Below are 15,993 nucleotides of genomic sequence, written 5' to 3'. Positions count from 1 at the left end.
GAAGCCGCTCAGGCTGCCGCAAAGGTGGACGCGAACGATGCTTGATCTCGATCCCCTTATGCTGTCGCGCATCCAGTTCGCTTTCACCATTTCGTTCCATATTCTGTTCCCGTCTTTCACCATCGGCCTCGCCGCGTGGCTCGTCGTGCTCGAGGCGCTGTGGATGAAGACCGGCAGGCCGATCTATCTCGAGATCGCGAAGCACTGGTCGAAGATTTTTGCGGTCTCCTTCGGCATGGGCGTCGTCTCCGGCGTGGTGCTGTCTTACGAGTTCGGAACCAATTGGAGCGAGCTGTCGCGGCGCGGCGGCAATGTTATCGGCCCCTTGATGGCCTACGAGGTGCTGACCGCCTTCTTTCTCGAAGCGGGTTTCCTCGGCATCATGCTGTTCGGCTGGAACCGCGTGCCGCGCTTCGTGCATTTCTTCGCTACCTGCATGGTGGCGCTCGGCACGGTGATTTCAGCCTTTTGGATTCTGTCGGCGAATAGCTGGATGCAGACCCCGGCCGGCTTCCGCGTCGCCGAGGACGGCATTCTTCATGTCACCAGCTGGTGGGAGGTCATCTTCAACCCCTCCTTCCCCTATCGCTTCGCCCACATGGCCGCCGCCGCCTATCTCACCACGGCCTTCATCGTGGCCGGCATCGGCGCCTGGTATGTCTTGCGCGAGCGCAGCGTGGCGCATGGCCGCATCATGCTCGGCATGGGGCTCAGCATGCTGATCTGGCTCGCGCCGCTTCAGCTCGTGATCGGCGATTTGCATGGGCTGAACACGCTCGAACATCAGCCAGCCAAGGTCGCGGCGATCGAGGCCCATTGGGAGACGCGCCGCGGCGCGCCCCTTATCCTGTTCGCGATTCCCAATCCCGAGACCGAGAGCAATCTCTACGAGATCGCGATACCGAAGCTCGGCAGCTACGTTCTCGCTCATGACTGGGACGCCGAGATCAGGGGCCTGAAATCTTTTCCGCCTGAAGATCGGCCACACCCCATCATCCCCTTCTTCGCCTTCCGCATCATGGTGGGTATCGGACTAACGATGATCGCGGTCGGCATTGTGGGTTCGATCCTCTGGCTGACCGGCCGTCTTTATACGAGCCGTTGGTTTCTCCGCGGGCTGACCTGGGTCTCGCCGCTCGGTTTCCTCGCCGTGCTCGCGGGCTGGTTCACGACCGAAGTGGGACGTCAGCCTTGGACCGTCTACGGCGTGCTGCGCACCGCGGACGCCGTGTCGCCAGTATCCGGCGGCAGCGTCCTCACTTCCCTCATTCTCTTCGTGATCGTTTACGGCATCGTGTTCGGCGCCGGCCTCTATTACATTGCGCAGCTGGTACGCCGGGGCCCCGATGCAACGCCGCCGGCCGTGCCGGAGGAAGGCGAAGGCGACCCGTCGCGCCGGCCCATGGAGGCAGCAGGCAACCCATGACCGAATTCCTTCCTGTCATCCTCCCGCTGGTCTGGGCGTCGATCCTGGCGCTCTCGGTATTTCTCTACGTCCTTCTCGGCGGCTACGATCTCGGCCTCGGCGTGCTCTTTCCGCTCGCGCCAAGCCATGAGGATCGCGACGCCATGATGGCGTCGGTCGCGCCCTTCTGGGACGGCAACGAGACCTGGCTCGTGCTCGGCGGCGGCGGCCTGCTCGCAGCCTTCCCCATGGCCTATGGCGTGATGCTGCCCGGACTCTATCTCCCCATCATTCTCATGCTGATGGGGCTGATCCTGCGCGGGGTCGCCTTCGAGTTCCGCTTCAAGGCGGAGCGTTACCGCTATCTCTGGGATCTCGCCTTCGCCGGCGGCTCGACCTTGGCAGCCCTCATGCAGGGTGTCGCGCTCGGCGCCTTCATCCAGGGTTTCGCGGTCACCGACGGCCGGTTTACTGGAGGTACGTTCGACTGGCTGACGCCCTTCTCCGCCCTGACCGCCGTGGCGCTGCTGACGGGCTACGTGCTGCTGTCGGCAGGCTGGCTCATCATGAAAGCGCCGGAAGAGCTCCGCGAATGGGCCTATCGCGTCGCGAAGGTGGCGCTGATCGCTGTGGCGTCATTCATTCTGATTTTCAGTCTCTGGACGCCGTTCCTGCATCCCGAGATCGCCGCCCGCTGGTTCACGCCGGCAAATATGGTGATGCTGAGCCCGGTGCCGTTGATCACAGCCGCCCTGCTCGGCGCGCTCTGGTTCGCGCTTCGCGACCGCCACCGTCACACGCCGTTCCTGCTTGGCATCGGCATCTTCATGATGTGCTACACGGGCCTCGCCGTGAGCCTGTTTCCCTACATCATCCCGCCTGACATCACGATCTGGCAGGCGGCCGCCGCGCCCGACTCGCAGCTCTTTATGCTCTACGGCGCGATCCCGCTGCTTCCGATCATTCTCGGCTACACCGCCTATTCCTATTACGTGTTCTGGGATGCATCGGAGCACGATGCCTATCACTAGGCGCTGCTCACGACTTGCCGCCGAGATCCTTCTGCACCAGCTTGCGTTTTAGCAGCATGATCTTGCCGTAGGCCTGCTCGATGCGCGTGCGTGAGATCAGTCCGTTCCGGACCGCATCGGCGATGACGGCGTGAAGCTCCGGGCCGAGCTCGGGATTCTCCGACATCACATTGGAGAACATGATGAGGTCCGTGCCCGCATTGATCGCCTTGATGACGCGCTCCTCGATCGGGTAGTCCTCCACCGCGCCCATCTCCAAATCGTCGCTCATCACGACGCCCTTGAAGGCGAGCCAATGCGGGTCTCGCAGCGAGCGCACGGCGCGGCCTGATAACGACGCCGGAAGCTGGCTGCCGTCGCTGAAGCGCGGGTGATAGAGGTGTCCGACCATGACCATGTCGAGCAGACCTTCCTGCGCCAGCACGCGATAGGGCTCAAGCTCCCTGTCCCGCCACGTCTTCGAGATGTCGGAGAAACTTTCATGGCTGTCGGTCTGGCTCGAGCCGTGGCCGGGGAAGTGCTTGGCGGCGGTGACGATATTGGCCCGCCGATGCGCCGCAATGAACGCGCGCGCGTAATCGGTCACGCGTTTCGGATCGCTACCGAAGCTCCGCCCGCGGGCGCCGATGACGGGATTTTCGGGGTTGAGATTGAGATCCACCACGGGACCGAAATTGAGATTGAAGCCGGCATCGGCGAGTTCCGCCGCCATCGTCCCATAAAGACGCCCGACGCTGTCCATCGCGCTGTAGCTCGGATTAGCGGCGATACTCGCCGCGGACGGAATGTCGGTATAGCCGTCGCGCCGCGCCAAGCGCTGCACCAGACCGCCTTCCTGGTCGACGGCGATGAACGGGACGGGGTTCGACGTCGCGCTGCGGAGATGGGCCGTCAGTGCTTTGAGCTTCCCCTTTTGGCCTATATTCTCGGGGTAAAGCACCACGCCGCCGACGACGCCCTTGGCGAGCTGATCGTGCACGGCAATGACGCCGGGATCTTGCTCGTCGTCGCCGGGAAACCCGACCATGATCATCTGCCCGATCATGCGATCGAGCTGCGCGTCTGCCGCACCCGTGGACGGCTCCTGCGCACTCTCTCCATCCGCGGCCGGCCGCGGCTGCAAGGCCAGAACGCCGAGTGCAAGCACACCCGCAGCAATCACGACTTTCATAATGGGTATTGCTCGGTGAAAGTTGGTGCGGACCCTTGAAGCCGAAGCCGAATGACCGCGCAAGCCCTCCTTTTTTCGTCTGGGCGGCGCGCCGGGCACCTCATTTCGTCACGATTATGGATAGACTTCGACCCCGCGACCCACAGAGTCGCCAAAGGAAATCCAAGGGGGATGCCCATGGTCCGCGCGCGCCGTTGCCTCTTCCTGTTTGCGGCCGTCGCCGCCTTAGCGCTTAGCCCGGTCGCCGCCTCGGCGGAACCGAAGCAGCCGAGCGCGGAGGAGTCCGCCGACGTCACCCTCGCCAAAAGCTTCCGCGGCAAGGTTTACGAGGACGAGCTCGATATCGACGGCTGGACAGATTTGGGCGGCGGTCTGGTCGCCCCCCCGATCTATGTGCGCCAATATCAGCGCGAGGACGGCACCTTTCTCGTCCTCACGAGCCGCGAGCTGTCGAAGGCAAGCCGCGCCGCGCCGGCGTCCTACGAAGTGGCCGACGCGCTGATCGTGCCGCCGCCGCCGAAGGACGTGCAGTTCACCATCTCCTGCGTGCAGGCGCCCGACGAGATACTGCGCTTCATGGGCGAGGCGAAAGGCGACGAGAGCCGGGAATGGTGGACCGACGTGCGCCGCGCCTGGGAAATCTCGGTCGAAACGGGGCAAATCACCCCGACAAAGAGCAAGGATATCCGCTGCACCAACGTCTCGTGGGGTCAGTAGGTCGACTGCGCTTGACTTGAACCGCCCAAGCGGAGATACTTAACTCAATGGTTAAGTATCAAGATCAGGTCCTGGATCGCACCTTCGCGGCGCTTGCGGACCCCACCCGCCGCGCGCTGCTCGCGCAGCTCGAGACACGCGGCAGCACCTCCATCAGCGACCTCGCCCGGCCCTTCCCGGTATCGCTCCCCGCCGTGATGAAGCATCTCGACGTGCTCTCCGACGCGGGCCTCATCACGCGGCAAAAGCAAGGCCGCACCGTCACCTGCCATCTCACTGCGGAACCCATGGAGCAGGCGATGGACTGGCTCAATCGTTACCAGCGTTTCTGGGCGGAGCAGCTCGATCGCCTCGCCGCGTTTGTGGAGAAGAAAACATGTCAGGACGCCCCGCCTTCGCCGTCAAGCCAAGCCTCACCCTCAAACGTCGTCTCAATGCGGCGCCCGAAAAAGTCTACGCCGCGTGGACCGACCCCGAAAAAATAACGAAATGGTTCGGCCCCGACTCGGGCCCCGTCGATCATGCCGAGACCGATATGCGCGTCGGCGGTCGCTATACCGTCATCTTTCGCACCGAGGATGGCGAAGAGCACCACGTCAGCGGCGTCTACCGCGAGGTCGTGGAGAACGAGAAGCTCGTCTTCACCTGGGCGTGGCGCTCGACGCCGGAGCGCGAGTCGCTGGTGACTATTCTCGTCAAGCCCGACGGCGACGGCAGCATGCTCACTCTCATTCACGAGCAGTTCTTCGACGAGGAGACGCGCGATCGCCACGAATTTGGCTGGACCGGCTGCCTCGACAAGATCGAGCGTTATCTCAGTTAGCAACGAAGGAATCCCCATGACATCGCGCTGAAGCACAGGATCGCGCCTTGTCTTTGGTTCGACAATCAGGCCGAGCAGGCGGCGAATTTCTACGTCTCCGTCTTCGCGAATTCGAAGATCAACCTCGTCAGCCGCTACGGCAACGAAGGCTTCGAGATTCACGGCCGCGAGCCGGGCTCGGTGATGACCGTCGCCTTCGAGCTCGACGGCCAGCCTTTCGTCGCGCTGAACGGCGGTCCGATCTTCACCTTCGACGAGGCGGTCTCCTTCCAGATCTATTGCGCCGACCAGAAGGAGGTCGACTATTTCTGGCAGGCACTCAGCGCTGGCGGAGAGGAAGGCCCCTGCGGCTGGCTCAAGGACAGATTCGGCCTGTCTTGGCAGGTCACCCCCACCCGCCTCCTCGACATGCTGACCGGCGGCGACGCCGACAAGGCCGATCGCGTCATGAAATCCTTCCTGCAGATGAAGAAGTTCGACATCGCCGAGCTGGAACGCGTCTACGCCGGAATCTGATCCCACCGCAAAGGAGCCTCGCCATGTATGTCGATGGATTTATTGTCGCCGTGCCGAAGAAGAACGTCGATGCCTACCGCCGCATGGCGCGCAAGGCGGGCAAGATATGGCGCGAGTACGGCGCGCTGGAATTTCACGAATGCGTCGCCGACGACGTGAAGAAGGGCAAGCTCACCTCCTTCCCGCGAAGCGTCAAACTCAAGCCCAACGAGACGGTCATGTTCTCCTGGATCACCTACAAGTCGCGCAAGGATCGCGACCGGATCAACGCCAAGGTCATGAACGACAAGCGCCTCGCCAACATGATGGACATGAAGGCGATGCCCTTCGACGCCAAGCGCATGATCTATGGCGGCTTCAAAAGCATCGTTGATCTCTAGGCCGCTTCGCCCTTCAACACTTCGAGAGGGAAACGTCATGCAAAAGTCCGTGACCGAGTTCGTCACCTCGCGCAGCTACGCTGTTCCGCGCGATGTCATGTGGATGGCGTGGACCGAGCCGGACCGCTTTGCGCAATGGTGGGGCCCGAAGGGCTTCAAGGCCGAGTTGCACAAATTCGAGCCGAGGCCCGGCGGCATCTGCCACTACCTGCTTACCTCCCCGCAAGGCCAGGAGATGTGGGGCAAGTTCGTCTACCGGGAGATCGAGCCGCCGCGCCGGCTCCTTTTCGTCAGTTCCTTCTCCGATCCGGAAGGAAACGTCACGACGCATCCGATGGCGCCGGATTGGCCGTTGCAGACGCTGACCGAGGTGACGTTCGAAGAGAAGGACGGCAAGACCACCGTCACCGTACACTGGACGCCGATCGATCCCACGGAGAAGCAGCGCCAGACCTTCGAGGACGGACGCAAGTCCATGCAGGGCGGCTGGGCCGGCACATTCGCTCAACTCGGCGACTACCTCGCCCGCGCGTAAGGAGACATACGCATGAAGATGAATCCCTATCTGACATTCGACGGCAATTGCGAGGAGGCGTTCAATTTCTACGCAAGCGTCCTCGGCGGCAAGATCGTCGCGATGATGACCCACAAGGATATGCCGGGCGACGAACAGGCTCCGCCCGACTATGCCGACAAAATCCTGCATGCGCGCTTGATCTTCGGCGACAACGTGCTGATGGCGTCGGACGCACCGAAGGAGCGCTTCGAGAAGATGCAGGGTATGGAGGTGGCCTTGAACATTGCGGACGAGGCCGAGGCCGAGCGTGTCTACGCCGCGCTGCTGGAGGGCGGCACGGCGACAATGCCGCTTCAGGAGACCTTCTGGGCCAAGCGTTTCGGCATGCTCACCGACCGCTTCGGCACACCCTGGATGATCAATTGCGAGAAGATGGCCTGAGGCGTATCTAGCCACCCATGTTCAGGAGAATCGCGCTCACCGTCGTTGCCGGCCTGGTCGTGCTCGCCGGTGTCATCATTGGGCTCGCGGCGTTGAAGTCCGATACGTTCCGCGTCGAGCGCAGCACGCGCATCGCGGCGCCGCCGGAGAAGATCTTCTTCCTCCTGAACGACTTCAACAATTTCACCGCTTGGTCGCCTTACGAAAAGAAGGACCCCACGATGAAGCGCACCATCTCCGGCGCGCCGAATGGCAAGGGCGCGGTCTATGAATGGGACGGCAACGAGACTGTCGGCAAGGGGCGGCTTGCGATCGTCGACTCCGTGGCCCCGAAGCAGATCGACATGACGCTCGATTTCGAGAGGCCCTTCCCCACCAATAATGTCGTCGTGTTCACGCTCGAGCCGCAAGGCGACGCGACCGAGATAACCTGGGCCATGCAGGGGCCGGCACCGTTCGTCTCCAAGCTCATGCGGGTCTTCTTCGACATGGATGAGATGGTGGGCGCCGATTTCGAGACCGGCCTCGCCAATCTGAAGACGCTGGCGGAATCGACCAACCCCCCATCCGGCGAGCAGGCTCAGTGAGCGGCACACCCTACCCCGCTATAAGCCTGTGGCGCCGCCAGTTCAGTTCTGAAAAAATCGCGGCGCATTGAGGCCGAGGGGGAGTTTTCATGTTCGACCACTTACTTTTTGCCATAACGCTTCTCGCCGCGCTGGGGTCGGGACTGATTGCCGGAACCTACTTCGCCTTCTCGGCGTTCCTGCTGAAGGCCCTGCGCGATACGCCGCCGAAAACCGGCATCACCGCGATGCAGTCCATCATCGCCGCGATCAAAGCCCCGGCCTTCCTGGCGGTGTTTTTCGGCACGGCCGTGCTCGCTTCGGTGCTCGGTCTTGCCGCGCCATTTGCATGGCACCAGCCGAAGGCGAAATGGCTCCTGCTCGGCGCCCTGCTCTACCTCAACGGTCCCATCGGCGTGAGTTTGATGCGCAACCTGCCCCTCAACAATTCGCTGTCTCAAGTCCGGACCGACAGTCCCGAAGGCGCGGCCTTCTGGAAAGAGTTCCTCTCCGAGTGGATGACCTGGAACAATGTGCGCATGGTGATGGGACTCGCCGCCACCGCCTGCTTCATCGTCGCACTGGTGAGAATGAGCTAGGCCCAGAGCGGCAGCTTCTCTTCCGCCGCGAGCGCGGTCATCGCCGCCTCCAGCTCCGCGACAAAGCCGTCATGGGATTCCTTGCCGTAAAGCGGTTCGCCGGCGCTCACCGTACAGTTGAAGGGCACGAGCAGCGCCGTTCCTTTCGGCAATGCCTTGCCGAGCCCATGCATGAAGACCGGAATGACCGGCACCTTGGGCCACGCCTTGGCGAGATGGCCGATGCCTTTCTTGAAGGCCTGGAACGCCTCGGGCTCGCCGCGCGATCCTTCCGGAAAGATGATGAGAATGTCGCCGCGGTCGAGCGCGTCCTCGCAAGGAGCGAGCGGATTGCCGCCTTTCGCCGTCCCGCCGCGCTCCACCGGAATGATGCCGATAATGTTGGTCGCGAACCAGCCGAGCCCCTTGGTCTTGAAGAAATAATCGGCCGCCGCGACCGGCCGTAACCGCGGCAGCAAGCGAAGCGAAAACAGCGACATCAAAGCGAGCGTATCGAGATGCGAGTTGTGATTCGCGGCGAGAATTGCCGGCCCCTTCTTCGGCAGGCGCTCGCGATGCCGAACCGTCAACCCGAGCGCGATCAGGATCACCGCGCGCACGACGATGGCGAAGAAGAGAGTGCGCAAAACGCGCGTGAGGAGGGACGCCTCTTGGAGTGAGCCGTCACGCATAGAAGAAATACCGGATGAAATGCACGAAGGCGGGGGCCGCGCAAGTGAGGCTGTCGACGCGATCGAGGATGCCCCCATGTCCGGGAATCAGCCCGCCGGTGTCCTTCACGCCGAGATCGCGCTTCATCGCCGAGATGGCAATGTCGCCCAAAAATCCCGCGACGCCGATGATGAAGCCCGCGAGCGCCGACCACTGCCAATCCATCGGCGTGAGATAGGGCCCGATTAAAGCCGCAACGACGGTCGTTGTGGCGATGCCCCCGACCAGCCCCTCCCACGTCTTTTTCGGGCTGACCTTCGGCGTGACCTTATGGCGGCCGAAAAGCTTGCCCCATGTGTATTGCGCCACGTCGTTGAACTGCGTGAGGACGACGAGGAAAAGCAGGAGGCCGACGCCCGCCGCCACCTTGTTCTCGACATCGCCCGAGACGAGCAGCATCGCCATGTGGCTCAGCGTGAACACCGTCATCATCAGGCCCCAGGAGAGCGTGCCGACTGCGCGCAGGAAACCTTCCGTTTCGCCGCGGAGCGCCATCAGCGCCGGGAAGAACAGATACATCCAGACCGGGATGAAGACGATGAACATGCCGTACCAGTCGATCGCCGCCCAATAGAACTGGATCGGTATCGCGAGATAGGCGAACAGCAGCACGGCGCGGTCGATCCGCCGCGTCGGGATCGGCGACAGATATTCCTTCAGCGCGAGATAGGAGATGAAGGCGAGGAACACGATTGCGACGGTCTGGTTCAGCAGCACCGCGAGCGTGAAGGCGCCGATCATCCACCACCAGGAATTCGTGCGCGCGGAAAGCTCGGCGTAGCGCTCGCCCGGATTGCGCCGGCGTAGCATCGCGACGATGAGGGTCGCGATGATGAGAACGGCATAGATGCCGGCCGTCGCGTAGACGACATTCTGCGGCAGGCCGAAGATTTCGCTCACGGCTTCGCGACGCCGACGCCGCGAATGATGGCGCGGGCCCGGTTTAGGGTCGTAAGCAAAGCGAGGCCGAGCAGGACAGCGAGAAAGATCGTGGTCCAGAGGCCGGGTGCGAGCCCCGCTCCCAGGAGCGCCGCGAGCAGCCCGAAGGCGAAGGCACGGTCGCTCTTGCCGAACGGCCCGTCATAGCGGCGCGCGGAGCCAAGCGTCGGTCCGAGCGCGCCCGCCATCTCGCCGATGATCGCAAACACGACGACCAGCACCACGAGCGGGCCGTTGACGCCCGGAATGAAGGCGAAAGGGAGGTAGAGCGCGGCATCCGCGACCACGTCGCTGAGTTCGTTCAACATCGCGCCGCGCACGCTCGCCATGCCGTACTCGCGCGCCAGCATGCCGTCTATGGCGTTGAGGGCCATGCGCAGAAGGAGCGTCACGGGAAGGAGCAGAAGCGGCCAGGGGGCACCCGGCAGCAACGCGAGCCAGGCTCCGTGCGCGATGCTGAGGACGAGCGCGGCAAGCGTGACCGCGTTCGCGGTGATGCCGATTCGGGCAAGGCCTGTCACGAGCGGGCGGAGCAGAGCCTGAAACCGCGGCTTCAGATCGTAGATGCTGGCCAAAGGCGCCGACCCCCGGTGAACGCCGCCCCTTGTAAGGCTTTTGCTTAAGCCCGGCCAGTCATCCCTTCGCTTTGACCCGCGCCAGCAGCTCCTCGACCTTCGGCAGGATGCCCTCCACGATCCGCGCCACGCCCTTGTCGCTGGCGTGAATACCGTCGCCCTGCATCATGCCGTCGGTCATCGCGGCGCCTTCCAGGAAGAAGGGATAGAACACGAGGTCGTATTCTTGAGCGAGATCGGCGAACACCGCGCGGAACTCGTCCGTATAGGTTTTGCCCATGTTGCGCGGCGCTTCCATGCCCGCAAGCAGGATGGGCAAGCCCTTTGCCTGCACCTGCGTGATGATCTTCTCGAGCGATGCCTTGATCTGCTCCGGCGGTAGACCCTGAAGCGCGTCGTTGCCCCCGAGCTCGATGATGACGGCATCGGCGTCCGGCGGCAGCGCCCAATCAAGACGTTTGAGGCCAGCCGCGACGGTGTCGCCCGATACGCCGGCATTGACGACGCTCACGTCGTAACCCTTCTCTTCCAAGGCGCGTTCGAGCTGCACCGGAAAGGCCTGGCTCTGTTCCAGTCCATATCCGGCGGTCAGGCTGTCGCCGAGCGCGACGATGACGGTGCCTTTCGGTTCTGCCTGCGAACTGTGCATTCCCACTGCTCCGAACGATGCTGCGGCAAAGAGCACCAACGCTGTCATATGAAGTTTCATCTTTTCGACCTCTTTGCCCTTCTCTATTGCGCTCTCACATGCCATCTCTCCCCCGTTCGGTACACTCCACCATGGATCAGACCCTGAAACAGCGACGCCGCGCACCCGCGATTCTTCTCGAAGGTGTGCAGGTCACCCTGCCCTCGCGGGCTGGGCCGGTCACGATCCTGCGCGGGATCGATCTCGAGATCCCGGCCGGCGACGCCGTCGCCGTGGTAGGTCCGAGCGGATCGGGAAAATCCACCCTTCTCATGGTCATCGCGGGGCTCGAGCGCGCCACCGGAGGCCGCATCACGGTGGTCGGCGCCGATCTCGGCGCCCTCGATGAGGACGCGCTCGCAAAGCTCCGCGCTGCGAATATTGGGATTGTGTTCCAATCCTTCCACCTCGTGCCCACCATGACGGCCATCGAAAACGTGGCGCTTCCCCTTGAGTTCCTCGACGATGCCGACGCCTTCAACAAGGCGCGCGAGGCTCTGGCTGAAGTCGGGCTCGCCCATCGCGAGACGCATTTCCCGGGTCAGCTCTCAGGCGGCGAGCAGCAGCGCGTGGCCATTGCGCGCGCGCTCAGCACGAGCCCGAGCCTCATTCTGGCGGACGAGCCCACCGGCAATCTCGATCTTGCCACCGGCGAGCAGGTCATGGATCTCCTCTTCACCCTCAAGGAGCGGACCGCCGCGACTCTTCTCCTCATCACCCATGACCGCAATCTGGCCAAGCGCTGCGACCGCATCGTCAACGTCGCCGACGGCCGCATCGTGACGCCTTCGGCGAAGCGGCGCGCCCCCGTCTCGTGACCGCTTCAGTCGTCACCGCCGCGCCGCGCAGAGCCATGCGGCTCCCCCTCGCCGTCACCATCGCCATGCGCGAGCTGCGCTCCGGCGTGGGCGGCCTCTCGGTGTTCGTGCTCTGCATCGCGCTCGGCGTCGCGGCCGTGGCTGCGATCGGCTCGCTTGCGGCCTCCTTCGACGCCGCGCTCGCGCAGCAGGGACGCCTCCTTGTCGGCGGCGATCTGTCCTACGAACTCGTGCATCGCCGCGCCAATGAAAAGGAGCGCGCGGGCCTCGACGCGTTTGGAGCCATCAGCGAATCGGCGAGCTTCCGCGCCATGGCCCGCGTCGGCGGCAAGACCGCTTTGGTCGAAGTCAAGGCCGTCGACGGCGCCTACCCGCTTTTCGGCGAGGTCATCGTCACCGCGCCGCCGAATGCCGGCACGCTTTGGCGCACGCCGGGCACCGTGCTCGTCGAGCAGCCCCTGCTCGACCGTCTCGGCGTCAAGACGGGCGACAGCATCACCATTGGCGAAACTGACGTCACCATCGGCGGCATTCTCGGCCAGCAGCCCGACCGCCTCGCCGACCGGCTCGCTTATGGGCCGCGCCTCCTGATGTCACTCGACACCCTCGATCGCACCGCACTCGTGCAGCCCGGCAGCCTCATTCGCTGGACCTATCGCCTCAAGCTCGACGGCAATCGCGGCCAAGACAAGGACGCGCTCACCGCCGCGCGGAACGAGATTCAGACAAAGTTCCCGCAAAGCGGCTTCGCCATCAACGACTGGACCGATCCCGCCCCCTCGCTTCGCCGCGACGCCAAGCGCTTCACCCAGTTCATCGGCTTTGTCGGCCTCACCGCGCTGCTTCTCGGCGGCATCGGCGTCGGCAATGCGATCCAGAGCTACATGGCCAAGAAGCGCGACATCATCGCAACCTTCAAATGCCTCGGCGCCACGAGTTCGCTGGTGCTCAAGGTCTATATGATCCAAGCCGTGTTGCTCGCGAGCATCGGCATCGGGCTTGGGCTCCTGATCGGCGCGCTCACGCCGGCGCTGTTCGCAAGCCTTTACGCCGATGCACTCCCCATCGCGCTTGCGACCGAGCCGCATCTCGTTCCGCTCCTCACCGCGGCTCTTGCCGGACTTCTGACGATGGTGCTGTTCGTGCTCTGGCCGCTTGGCCGCGCGAGCCGCATTTCGCCGGCGGTCCTGATGCGAGCCCATCTCAGCGACGAGCAGCAGCCGTCGTCCTGGGGCTTTGCCGCGGGCTCCGCCGCGGCGGGCGTCGCGCTCTTCGCGCTTGCCATCGCGGCGTCCGAGGAACGCGCCATCACCGCCTCGATCTCGGCCGGCATTGTCGTCGCATTTCTCCTGCTGCTCGCTTACGGTTACGGCCTACAACGGCTCGCGAACCGCTTCCGCCGCACGCGACCGCCCTCCTGGGCGCTCGCGCTCGCCAGTATCGGCGGTCCCGGCTCGCTGGCGCGCTCCGTCACGGCCTCGCTCGGCCTCGGCCTCGGCCTCCTCATCGCCGTCGCCTTGATCCAGCGCTCTCTCACCGCCGAGATCGAGGGCACCATCGTTGCCGATGCCCCGGCCTATTACTTCCTCGATGTGGACGCCGCCGACATCGCCGCCTTCCGCGACACCATCAAGCGGATCGAACCTGACGCCAAGACCGACGACGCACCCATGCTGCGCGGCCGCATCGTCGCCATCAAAGGCGTGCCCGCCGACAAGATCGAGCTTGGGCCCGAGCAGCGCTGGGTTTTGTCGGGCGACCGCGGCCTCACCTACACCGACACGGTGCCCTCCGCCTCGACCATCGTCGAAGGCGAGTGGTGGCCGAAAAACTATTCAGGCACGCCGCTGGTCTCGTTCGACAGCGAGATCGCGAAGGCCCTCAGCCTCAAGCTCGGCGACAGGGTCACCGTCAACATCCTCGGCCGCAATGTCGATGCCAAGGTGGCGAGCCTGCGCAAGATTGACTGGGAGTCGCTCGCCATCAATTTCGTAATGGTGTTCTCGCCCAACACGCTGGAAGCAGCGCCGCATCGCGTGCTGACCACGCTGGAGCTGCCGAAGGGCACCGACGCCAGCAAAGAAGGAAAACTGGTCCAGGCGCTTGCCGACCGCTTTCCCCTCGTCACGGCCATCAAGGTCAGCGACATCGTCGACGCGGCAAAGGTGTTGCTTGGCAAGCTCATGACGGCGATCAGCGTGACCGCCGGCTTCGTGCTGATGATCGGCGTCGCCGTCTTGGCGGGCGCGGTGGCGACGGGCCAGCAGCGGCGCAAATATCTCGCCGTGCTCTACAAGACGTTGGGCGCCACACGCGGCCGCATCATTCGCGCCGAATTGCTGGAATTCGGCCTTCTCGGCCTGGCTACGGCGGTGCTCGCGGTCCTCCTCGCCACATTTACCGCTTGGGCCCTATGCCGCTGGGCCTTTGAGGTAAAATTCGTGTTCTCCGGGCTCGCGGCGACGGAGACGGTGCTCCTGGCCCTGGCGCTCGTGCTCGGCGTCGGCGCCATTGCCACCTGGCGGGTGCTGTCGGCGAAGGCCGCCCCGTATCTCCGTTCCGAATAGGAAAAAACTATCGAACTGCCACGCGCGCTTAATCTTGCGCAGCTAGGGTCAAACCACCATATTCGTGGCCAATTCGGATTTCTGATCGCAGCTAGGGAAGAGGACTAATCTCACATGGCGGAACTCGATCGACGTTACGCGCAAGGGGCGGCGGGCCGCGCCGAGGTCGGTGTTATCGACCAGGGGCTTCGCGCCTATATGCTCCGCGTTTACAACTACATGGCCTCCGGCGTCGCCATCACCGGCGTCGTGGCCTATCTCACCTATGCGATGGCCGTCGTGCAGACCGAGGCCGGTCTCCAGCTGACCGCTTTCGGCAACTTCATGTATGCGAGCCCCTTTAAATGGGTGGTCATCCTCGCGCCGCTGGCGATGGTGTTCTTCATCTCCGCGCGCATTAACTCCATGAACCTTGGTACGGCGCAGATCGCCTTCTGGGGCTTTGCCGCTCTCATGGGCGCATCGATCTCCTCGATCTTCCTCGTCTATACGGGGGAGAGCATGGCGCGGGTCTTCTTCATCACCGCGGCGTCGTTCGGGGCGCTGAGCCTCTGGGGCTACACGACAAGCAAGGACCTGTCCGGCTGGGGCTCGTTCCTGTTCATGGGCCTGATCGGCATCATCATCGCCTCGCTGGTGAACCTGTTCATCGGCTCAACGGCGCTGCAATTCGCAGTGTCTGTGATTGGCGTCCTGGTCTTTGCCGGCCTGACCGCCTACGACACGCAGCAGATCAAGGAGATGTATTCCGTCAACGACGACGGCACGACCGCCGGCCGCAAGGCCGTGATGGGCGCTCTCAGGCTCTATCTGGACTTCATCAACATGTTCATGATGCTGCTCCAGCTTTTCGGCGATCGCCGCTAGGCGCGAAGCCGCAAGGCATAAACGTGGAAGGCCCCGGGATCGTACGGGGCCTTTTCTTTGCCGCACTCCCATCTCCTGAACAGACGTAGTGCGCCAGCGCTATGCGACTCCCTCCCCCTGGCAGCGAGGGCCCGCGCGCATAGCGCGCCTGGTGGGGTGATGCGGTATATAATTTCGACGATGGCAAATGAAACTGCGCGCAGGTTACGCAGCGCGACTTTGCGGAAAATCAAGCCTCGACGAGGCGCAGACCCTTATCGAGTACACGCAGCACGCGCGCGAGATCGTGGCCACGCTTGAGGATCAGGCCGGTCGCCGCCACGACGCTGTAAGCGCCCTGCCGGCGCGAGAGCTTCGGCACCTTCTCGATGCGGTAAAGCGGGCATTCCGACGTGCGCCGGAAGACCGAGAACACCGCCTTCTCTTTCAGGGTGTCGATCGCATAGTCGCGCCACTCGCCGCTTGCGACCTTGCGTCCATAGATATTCAGAATCTGGGAGAGCTCTTTACGGTCGAAGGCGATATGGCCGCGTCGGGTGGCAGGATCGGTCTTGGGTTGGCCGCCGGTCCGGGGAACCAGCGGCACGACTATCGGATCCGTATCGCTCAACGCGCGCCTCCGTGAAACCGAATCTTATGATGACCTCAGCCTTAGCCAAATT

The 15,993-nt window shown here is 63.5% G+C and carries 20 protein-coding genes; 14 read left to right on the top strand and 6 right to left on the bottom strand.

From position 1 onward, the window contains the following. Window positions 1-37: 37 nt before the first annotated feature. Both ACR2J1_RS00980 and cydB read left to right on the top strand, forming a co-directional pair. Window positions 38-1,426 carry a cytochrome ubiquinol oxidase subunit I gene (locus tag ACR2J1_RS00980; RefSeq protein WP_434017466.1) on the top strand — a complete coding sequence of 463 codons (1,389 nt, stop codon included), beginning with the start codon at window positions 38-40 and terminating at the stop codon, window positions 1,424-1,426. Continuing rightward, the gene (gene cydB / locus ACR2J1_RS00975) at window positions 1,423-2,436 is read left to right on the top strand and encodes a cytochrome d ubiquinol oxidase subunit II (protein ID WP_434017465.1); all 1,014 of its coding nucleotides are present in this window, start codon (window positions 1,423-1,425) and stop codon (window positions 2,434-2,436) included. The genes ACR2J1_RS00980 and cydB overlap by 4 nt, the downstream gene beginning before the upstream one ends. Window positions 2,437-2,443: 7 nt before the next feature. Here cydB and ACR2J1_RS00970 read toward each other — a convergent pair whose 3' ends face one another. Next, entirely contained in the window at window positions 2,444-3,607 is a 1,164-nt protein-coding gene (locus tag ACR2J1_RS00970) for a glycoside hydrolase family 3 protein (protein WP_434017464.1), read from the bottom strand. A gap of 177 nt (window positions 3,608-3,784) precedes the next feature. On the opposite strand from ACR2J1_RS00970, the gene ACR2J1_RS00965 reads away from it, so the two are divergent. From ACR2J1_RS00965 to ACR2J1_RS00925, 9 genes are all read left to right on the top strand, one after another. Further along, window positions 3,785-4,324, top strand: coding sequence for a hypothetical protein (locus ACR2J1_RS00965; RefSeq protein ID WP_434017463.1), 540 nt, complete (start codon window positions 3,785-3,787; stop codon window positions 4,322-4,324). A 47-nt stretch (window positions 4,325-4,371) separates the two neighbouring features. Continuing rightward, window positions 4,372-4,809: an ArsR/SmtB family transcription factor gene (locus ACR2J1_RS00960; protein WP_434017462.1), complete on the top strand. Its 438-nt coding sequence runs from the start codon at window positions 4,372-4,374 to the stop codon at window positions 4,807-4,809. Further along, window positions 4,806-5,147: an SRPBCC family protein gene (locus tag ACR2J1_RS00955; RefSeq protein WP_434017485.1), complete on the top strand. Its 342-nt coding sequence runs from the start codon at window positions 4,806-4,808 to the stop codon at window positions 5,145-5,147. Before ACR2J1_RS00960 ends, ACR2J1_RS00955 begins: the two co-directional genes overlap by 4 nt. Before the next feature lie 21 nt (window positions 5,148-5,168). After that, window positions 5,169-5,663 (top strand): VOC family protein, encoded by a 495-nt coding sequence (locus ACR2J1_RS00950; protein WP_434017484.1) that lies wholly within the window; start codon window positions 5,169-5,171, stop codon window positions 5,661-5,663. Between the two features lie 23 nt (window positions 5,664-5,686). Further along, the gene (locus ACR2J1_RS00945) at window positions 5,687-6,043 is read left to right on the top strand and encodes a DUF1428 domain-containing protein (RefSeq protein ID WP_434017461.1); all 357 of its coding nucleotides are present in this window, start codon (window positions 5,687-5,689) and stop codon (window positions 6,041-6,043) included. A gap of 37 nt (window positions 6,044-6,080) precedes the next feature. Next, window positions 6,081-6,578, top strand: a complete 498-nt coding sequence (locus ACR2J1_RS00940) for an SRPBCC family protein (protein ID WP_434017460.1) — start codon at window positions 6,081-6,083, stop codon at window positions 6,576-6,578. A 12-nt stretch (window positions 6,579-6,590) separates the two neighbouring features. After that, window positions 6,591-7,001 carry a VOC family protein gene (locus tag ACR2J1_RS00935; RefSeq protein WP_434017459.1) on the top strand — a complete coding sequence of 137 codons (411 nt, stop codon included), beginning with the start codon at window positions 6,591-6,593 and terminating at the stop codon, window positions 6,999-7,001. 17 nt (window positions 7,002-7,018) lie between these two features. Next, entirely contained in the window at window positions 7,019-7,588 is a 570-nt protein-coding gene (locus ACR2J1_RS00930; protein ID WP_434017458.1) for an SRPBCC family protein, read from the top strand. Between the two features lie 89 nt (window positions 7,589-7,677). Beyond that, a complete protein-coding gene (locus ACR2J1_RS00925) occupies window positions 7,678-8,166 on the top strand; it encodes a DUF1772 domain-containing protein (RefSeq protein WP_434017457.1) in 489 nt (162 codons plus the stop codon). Here the strand turns inward: ACR2J1_RS00925 and ACR2J1_RS00920 are convergent. Genes ACR2J1_RS00920 through ACR2J1_RS00905 form a run of 4 tightly spaced genes read right to left on the bottom strand, consistent with a single transcriptional unit; the run spans window position 8,163 to window position 11,088 of the window. Then, entirely contained in the window at window positions 8,163-8,837 is a 675-nt protein-coding gene (locus ACR2J1_RS00920; RefSeq protein WP_434017456.1) for a lysophospholipid acyltransferase family protein, read from the bottom strand. The genes ACR2J1_RS00925 and ACR2J1_RS00920 overlap by 4 nt on opposite strands. Beyond that, complete coding sequence (locus tag ACR2J1_RS00915) at window positions 8,830-9,777, bottom strand: phosphatidate cytidylyltransferase (protein ID WP_434017455.1); 948 nt, start codon at window positions 9,775-9,777, stop codon at window positions 8,830-8,832. The genes ACR2J1_RS00920 and ACR2J1_RS00915 overlap by 8 nt, the downstream gene beginning before the upstream one ends. After that, entirely contained in the window at window positions 9,774-10,391 is a 618-nt protein-coding gene (locus tag ACR2J1_RS00910; RefSeq protein ID WP_434017454.1) for a CDP-alcohol phosphatidyltransferase family protein, read from the bottom strand. The genes ACR2J1_RS00915 and ACR2J1_RS00910 overlap by 4 nt, the downstream gene beginning before the upstream one ends. Before the next feature lie 58 nt (window positions 10,392-10,449). After that, window positions 10,450-11,088: an arylesterase gene (locus tag ACR2J1_RS00905; protein WP_434017453.1), complete on the bottom strand. Its 639-nt coding sequence runs from the start codon at window positions 11,086-11,088 to the stop codon at window positions 10,450-10,452. 83 nt (window positions 11,089-11,171) lie between these two features. On the opposite strand from ACR2J1_RS00905, the gene ACR2J1_RS00900 reads away from it, so the two are divergent. The 3 genes from ACR2J1_RS00900 (at window position 11,172) to ACR2J1_RS00890 (ending at window position 15,331) form a co-directional block, all read left to right on the top strand. After that, the gene (locus ACR2J1_RS00900; protein ID WP_434017483.1) at window positions 11,172-11,897 is read left to right on the top strand and encodes an ABC transporter ATP-binding protein; all 726 of its coding nucleotides are present in this window, start codon (window positions 11,172-11,174) and stop codon (window positions 11,895-11,897) included. Beyond that, complete coding sequence (locus ACR2J1_RS00895) at window positions 11,894-14,464, top strand: ABC transporter permease (RefSeq protein WP_434017452.1); 2,571 nt, start codon at window positions 11,894-11,896, stop codon at window positions 14,462-14,464. The genes ACR2J1_RS00900 and ACR2J1_RS00895 overlap by 4 nt, the downstream gene beginning before the upstream one ends. A gap of 114 nt (window positions 14,465-14,578) precedes the next feature. Beyond that, on the top strand, window positions 14,579-15,331 hold the full coding sequence (locus tag ACR2J1_RS00890) for a Bax inhibitor-1/YccA family protein (protein ID WP_434017451.1): 753 nt from the start codon (window positions 14,579-14,581) through the stop codon (window positions 15,329-15,331). Window positions 15,332-15,560: 229 nt separating this feature from the next. Here the strand turns inward: ACR2J1_RS00890 and ACR2J1_RS00885 are convergent, their stop codons facing one another. Then, window positions 15,561-15,941, bottom strand: coding sequence for a DUF2794 domain-containing protein (locus tag ACR2J1_RS00885; protein WP_434017450.1), 381 nt, complete (start codon window positions 15,939-15,941; stop codon window positions 15,561-15,563). Window positions 15,942-15,993: the final 52 nt, after the last annotated feature.

The organism is Methyloceanibacter sp., from assembly GCF_050999895.1.
Taxonomy (GTDB): Bacteria; Pseudomonadota; Alphaproteobacteria; order Rhizobiales; family Methyloligellaceae; genus Methyloceanibacter.
This window is presented reverse-complemented; position numbering and strand designations above follow the sequence as displayed.

Excerpts from the sequence above, each read along its gene's own strand:
- ACR2J1_RS00905 (WP_434017453.1), bottom strand. The coding sequence starts at position 11,088 with ATGACAGCGTTGGTGCTCTTTGCCGCAGCATCGTTCGGAGCAGTGGGA.
- ACR2J1_RS00970 (WP_434017464.1), bottom strand. The coding sequence starts at position 3,607 with ATGAAAGTCGTGATTGCTGCGGGTGTGCTTGCACTCGGCGTTCTGGCC.
- ACR2J1_RS00890 (WP_434017451.1), top strand. The coding sequence starts at position 14,579 with ATGGCGGAACTCGATCGACGTTACGCGCAAGGGGCGGCGGGCCGCGCC.
- ACR2J1_RS00900 (WP_434017483.1), top strand. The coding sequence starts at position 11,172 with ATGGATCAGACCCTGAAACAGCGACGCCGCGCACCCGCGATTCTTCTC.
- ACR2J1_RS00980 (WP_434017466.1), top strand. The coding sequence starts at position 38 with ATGCTTGATCTCGATCCCCTTATGCTGTCGCGCATCCAGTTCGCTTTC.
- ACR2J1_RS00940 (WP_434017460.1), top strand. The coding sequence starts at position 6,081 with ATGCAAAAGTCCGTGACCGAGTTCGTCACCTCGCGCAGCTACGCTGTT.
- ACR2J1_RS00965 (WP_434017463.1), top strand. The coding sequence starts at position 3,785 with ATGGTCCGCGCGCGCCGTTGCCTCTTCCTGTTTGCGGCCGTCGCCGCC.
- cydB (WP_434017465.1), top strand. The coding sequence starts at position 1,423 with ATGACCGAATTCCTTCCTGTCATCCTCCCGCTGGTCTGGGCGTCGATC.
- ACR2J1_RS00930 (WP_434017458.1), top strand. The coding sequence starts at position 7,019 with ATGTTCAGGAGAATCGCGCTCACCGTCGTTGCCGGCCTGGTCGTGCTC.
- ACR2J1_RS00920 (WP_434017456.1), bottom strand. The coding sequence starts at position 8,837 with ATGCGTGACGGCTCACTCCAAGAGGCGTCCCTCCTCACGCGCGTTTTG.
- ACR2J1_RS00945 (WP_434017461.1), top strand. The coding sequence starts at position 5,687 with ATGTATGTCGATGGATTTATTGTCGCCGTGCCGAAGAAGAACGTCGAT.
- ACR2J1_RS00960 (WP_434017462.1), top strand. The coding sequence starts at position 4,372 with ATGGTTAAGTATCAAGATCAGGTCCTGGATCGCACCTTCGCGGCGCTT.
- ACR2J1_RS00935 (WP_434017459.1), top strand. The coding sequence starts at position 6,591 with ATGAAGATGAATCCCTATCTGACATTCGACGGCAATTGCGAGGAGGCG.
- ACR2J1_RS00925 (WP_434017457.1), top strand. The coding sequence starts at position 7,678 with ATGTTCGACCACTTACTTTTTGCCATAACGCTTCTCGCCGCGCTGGGG.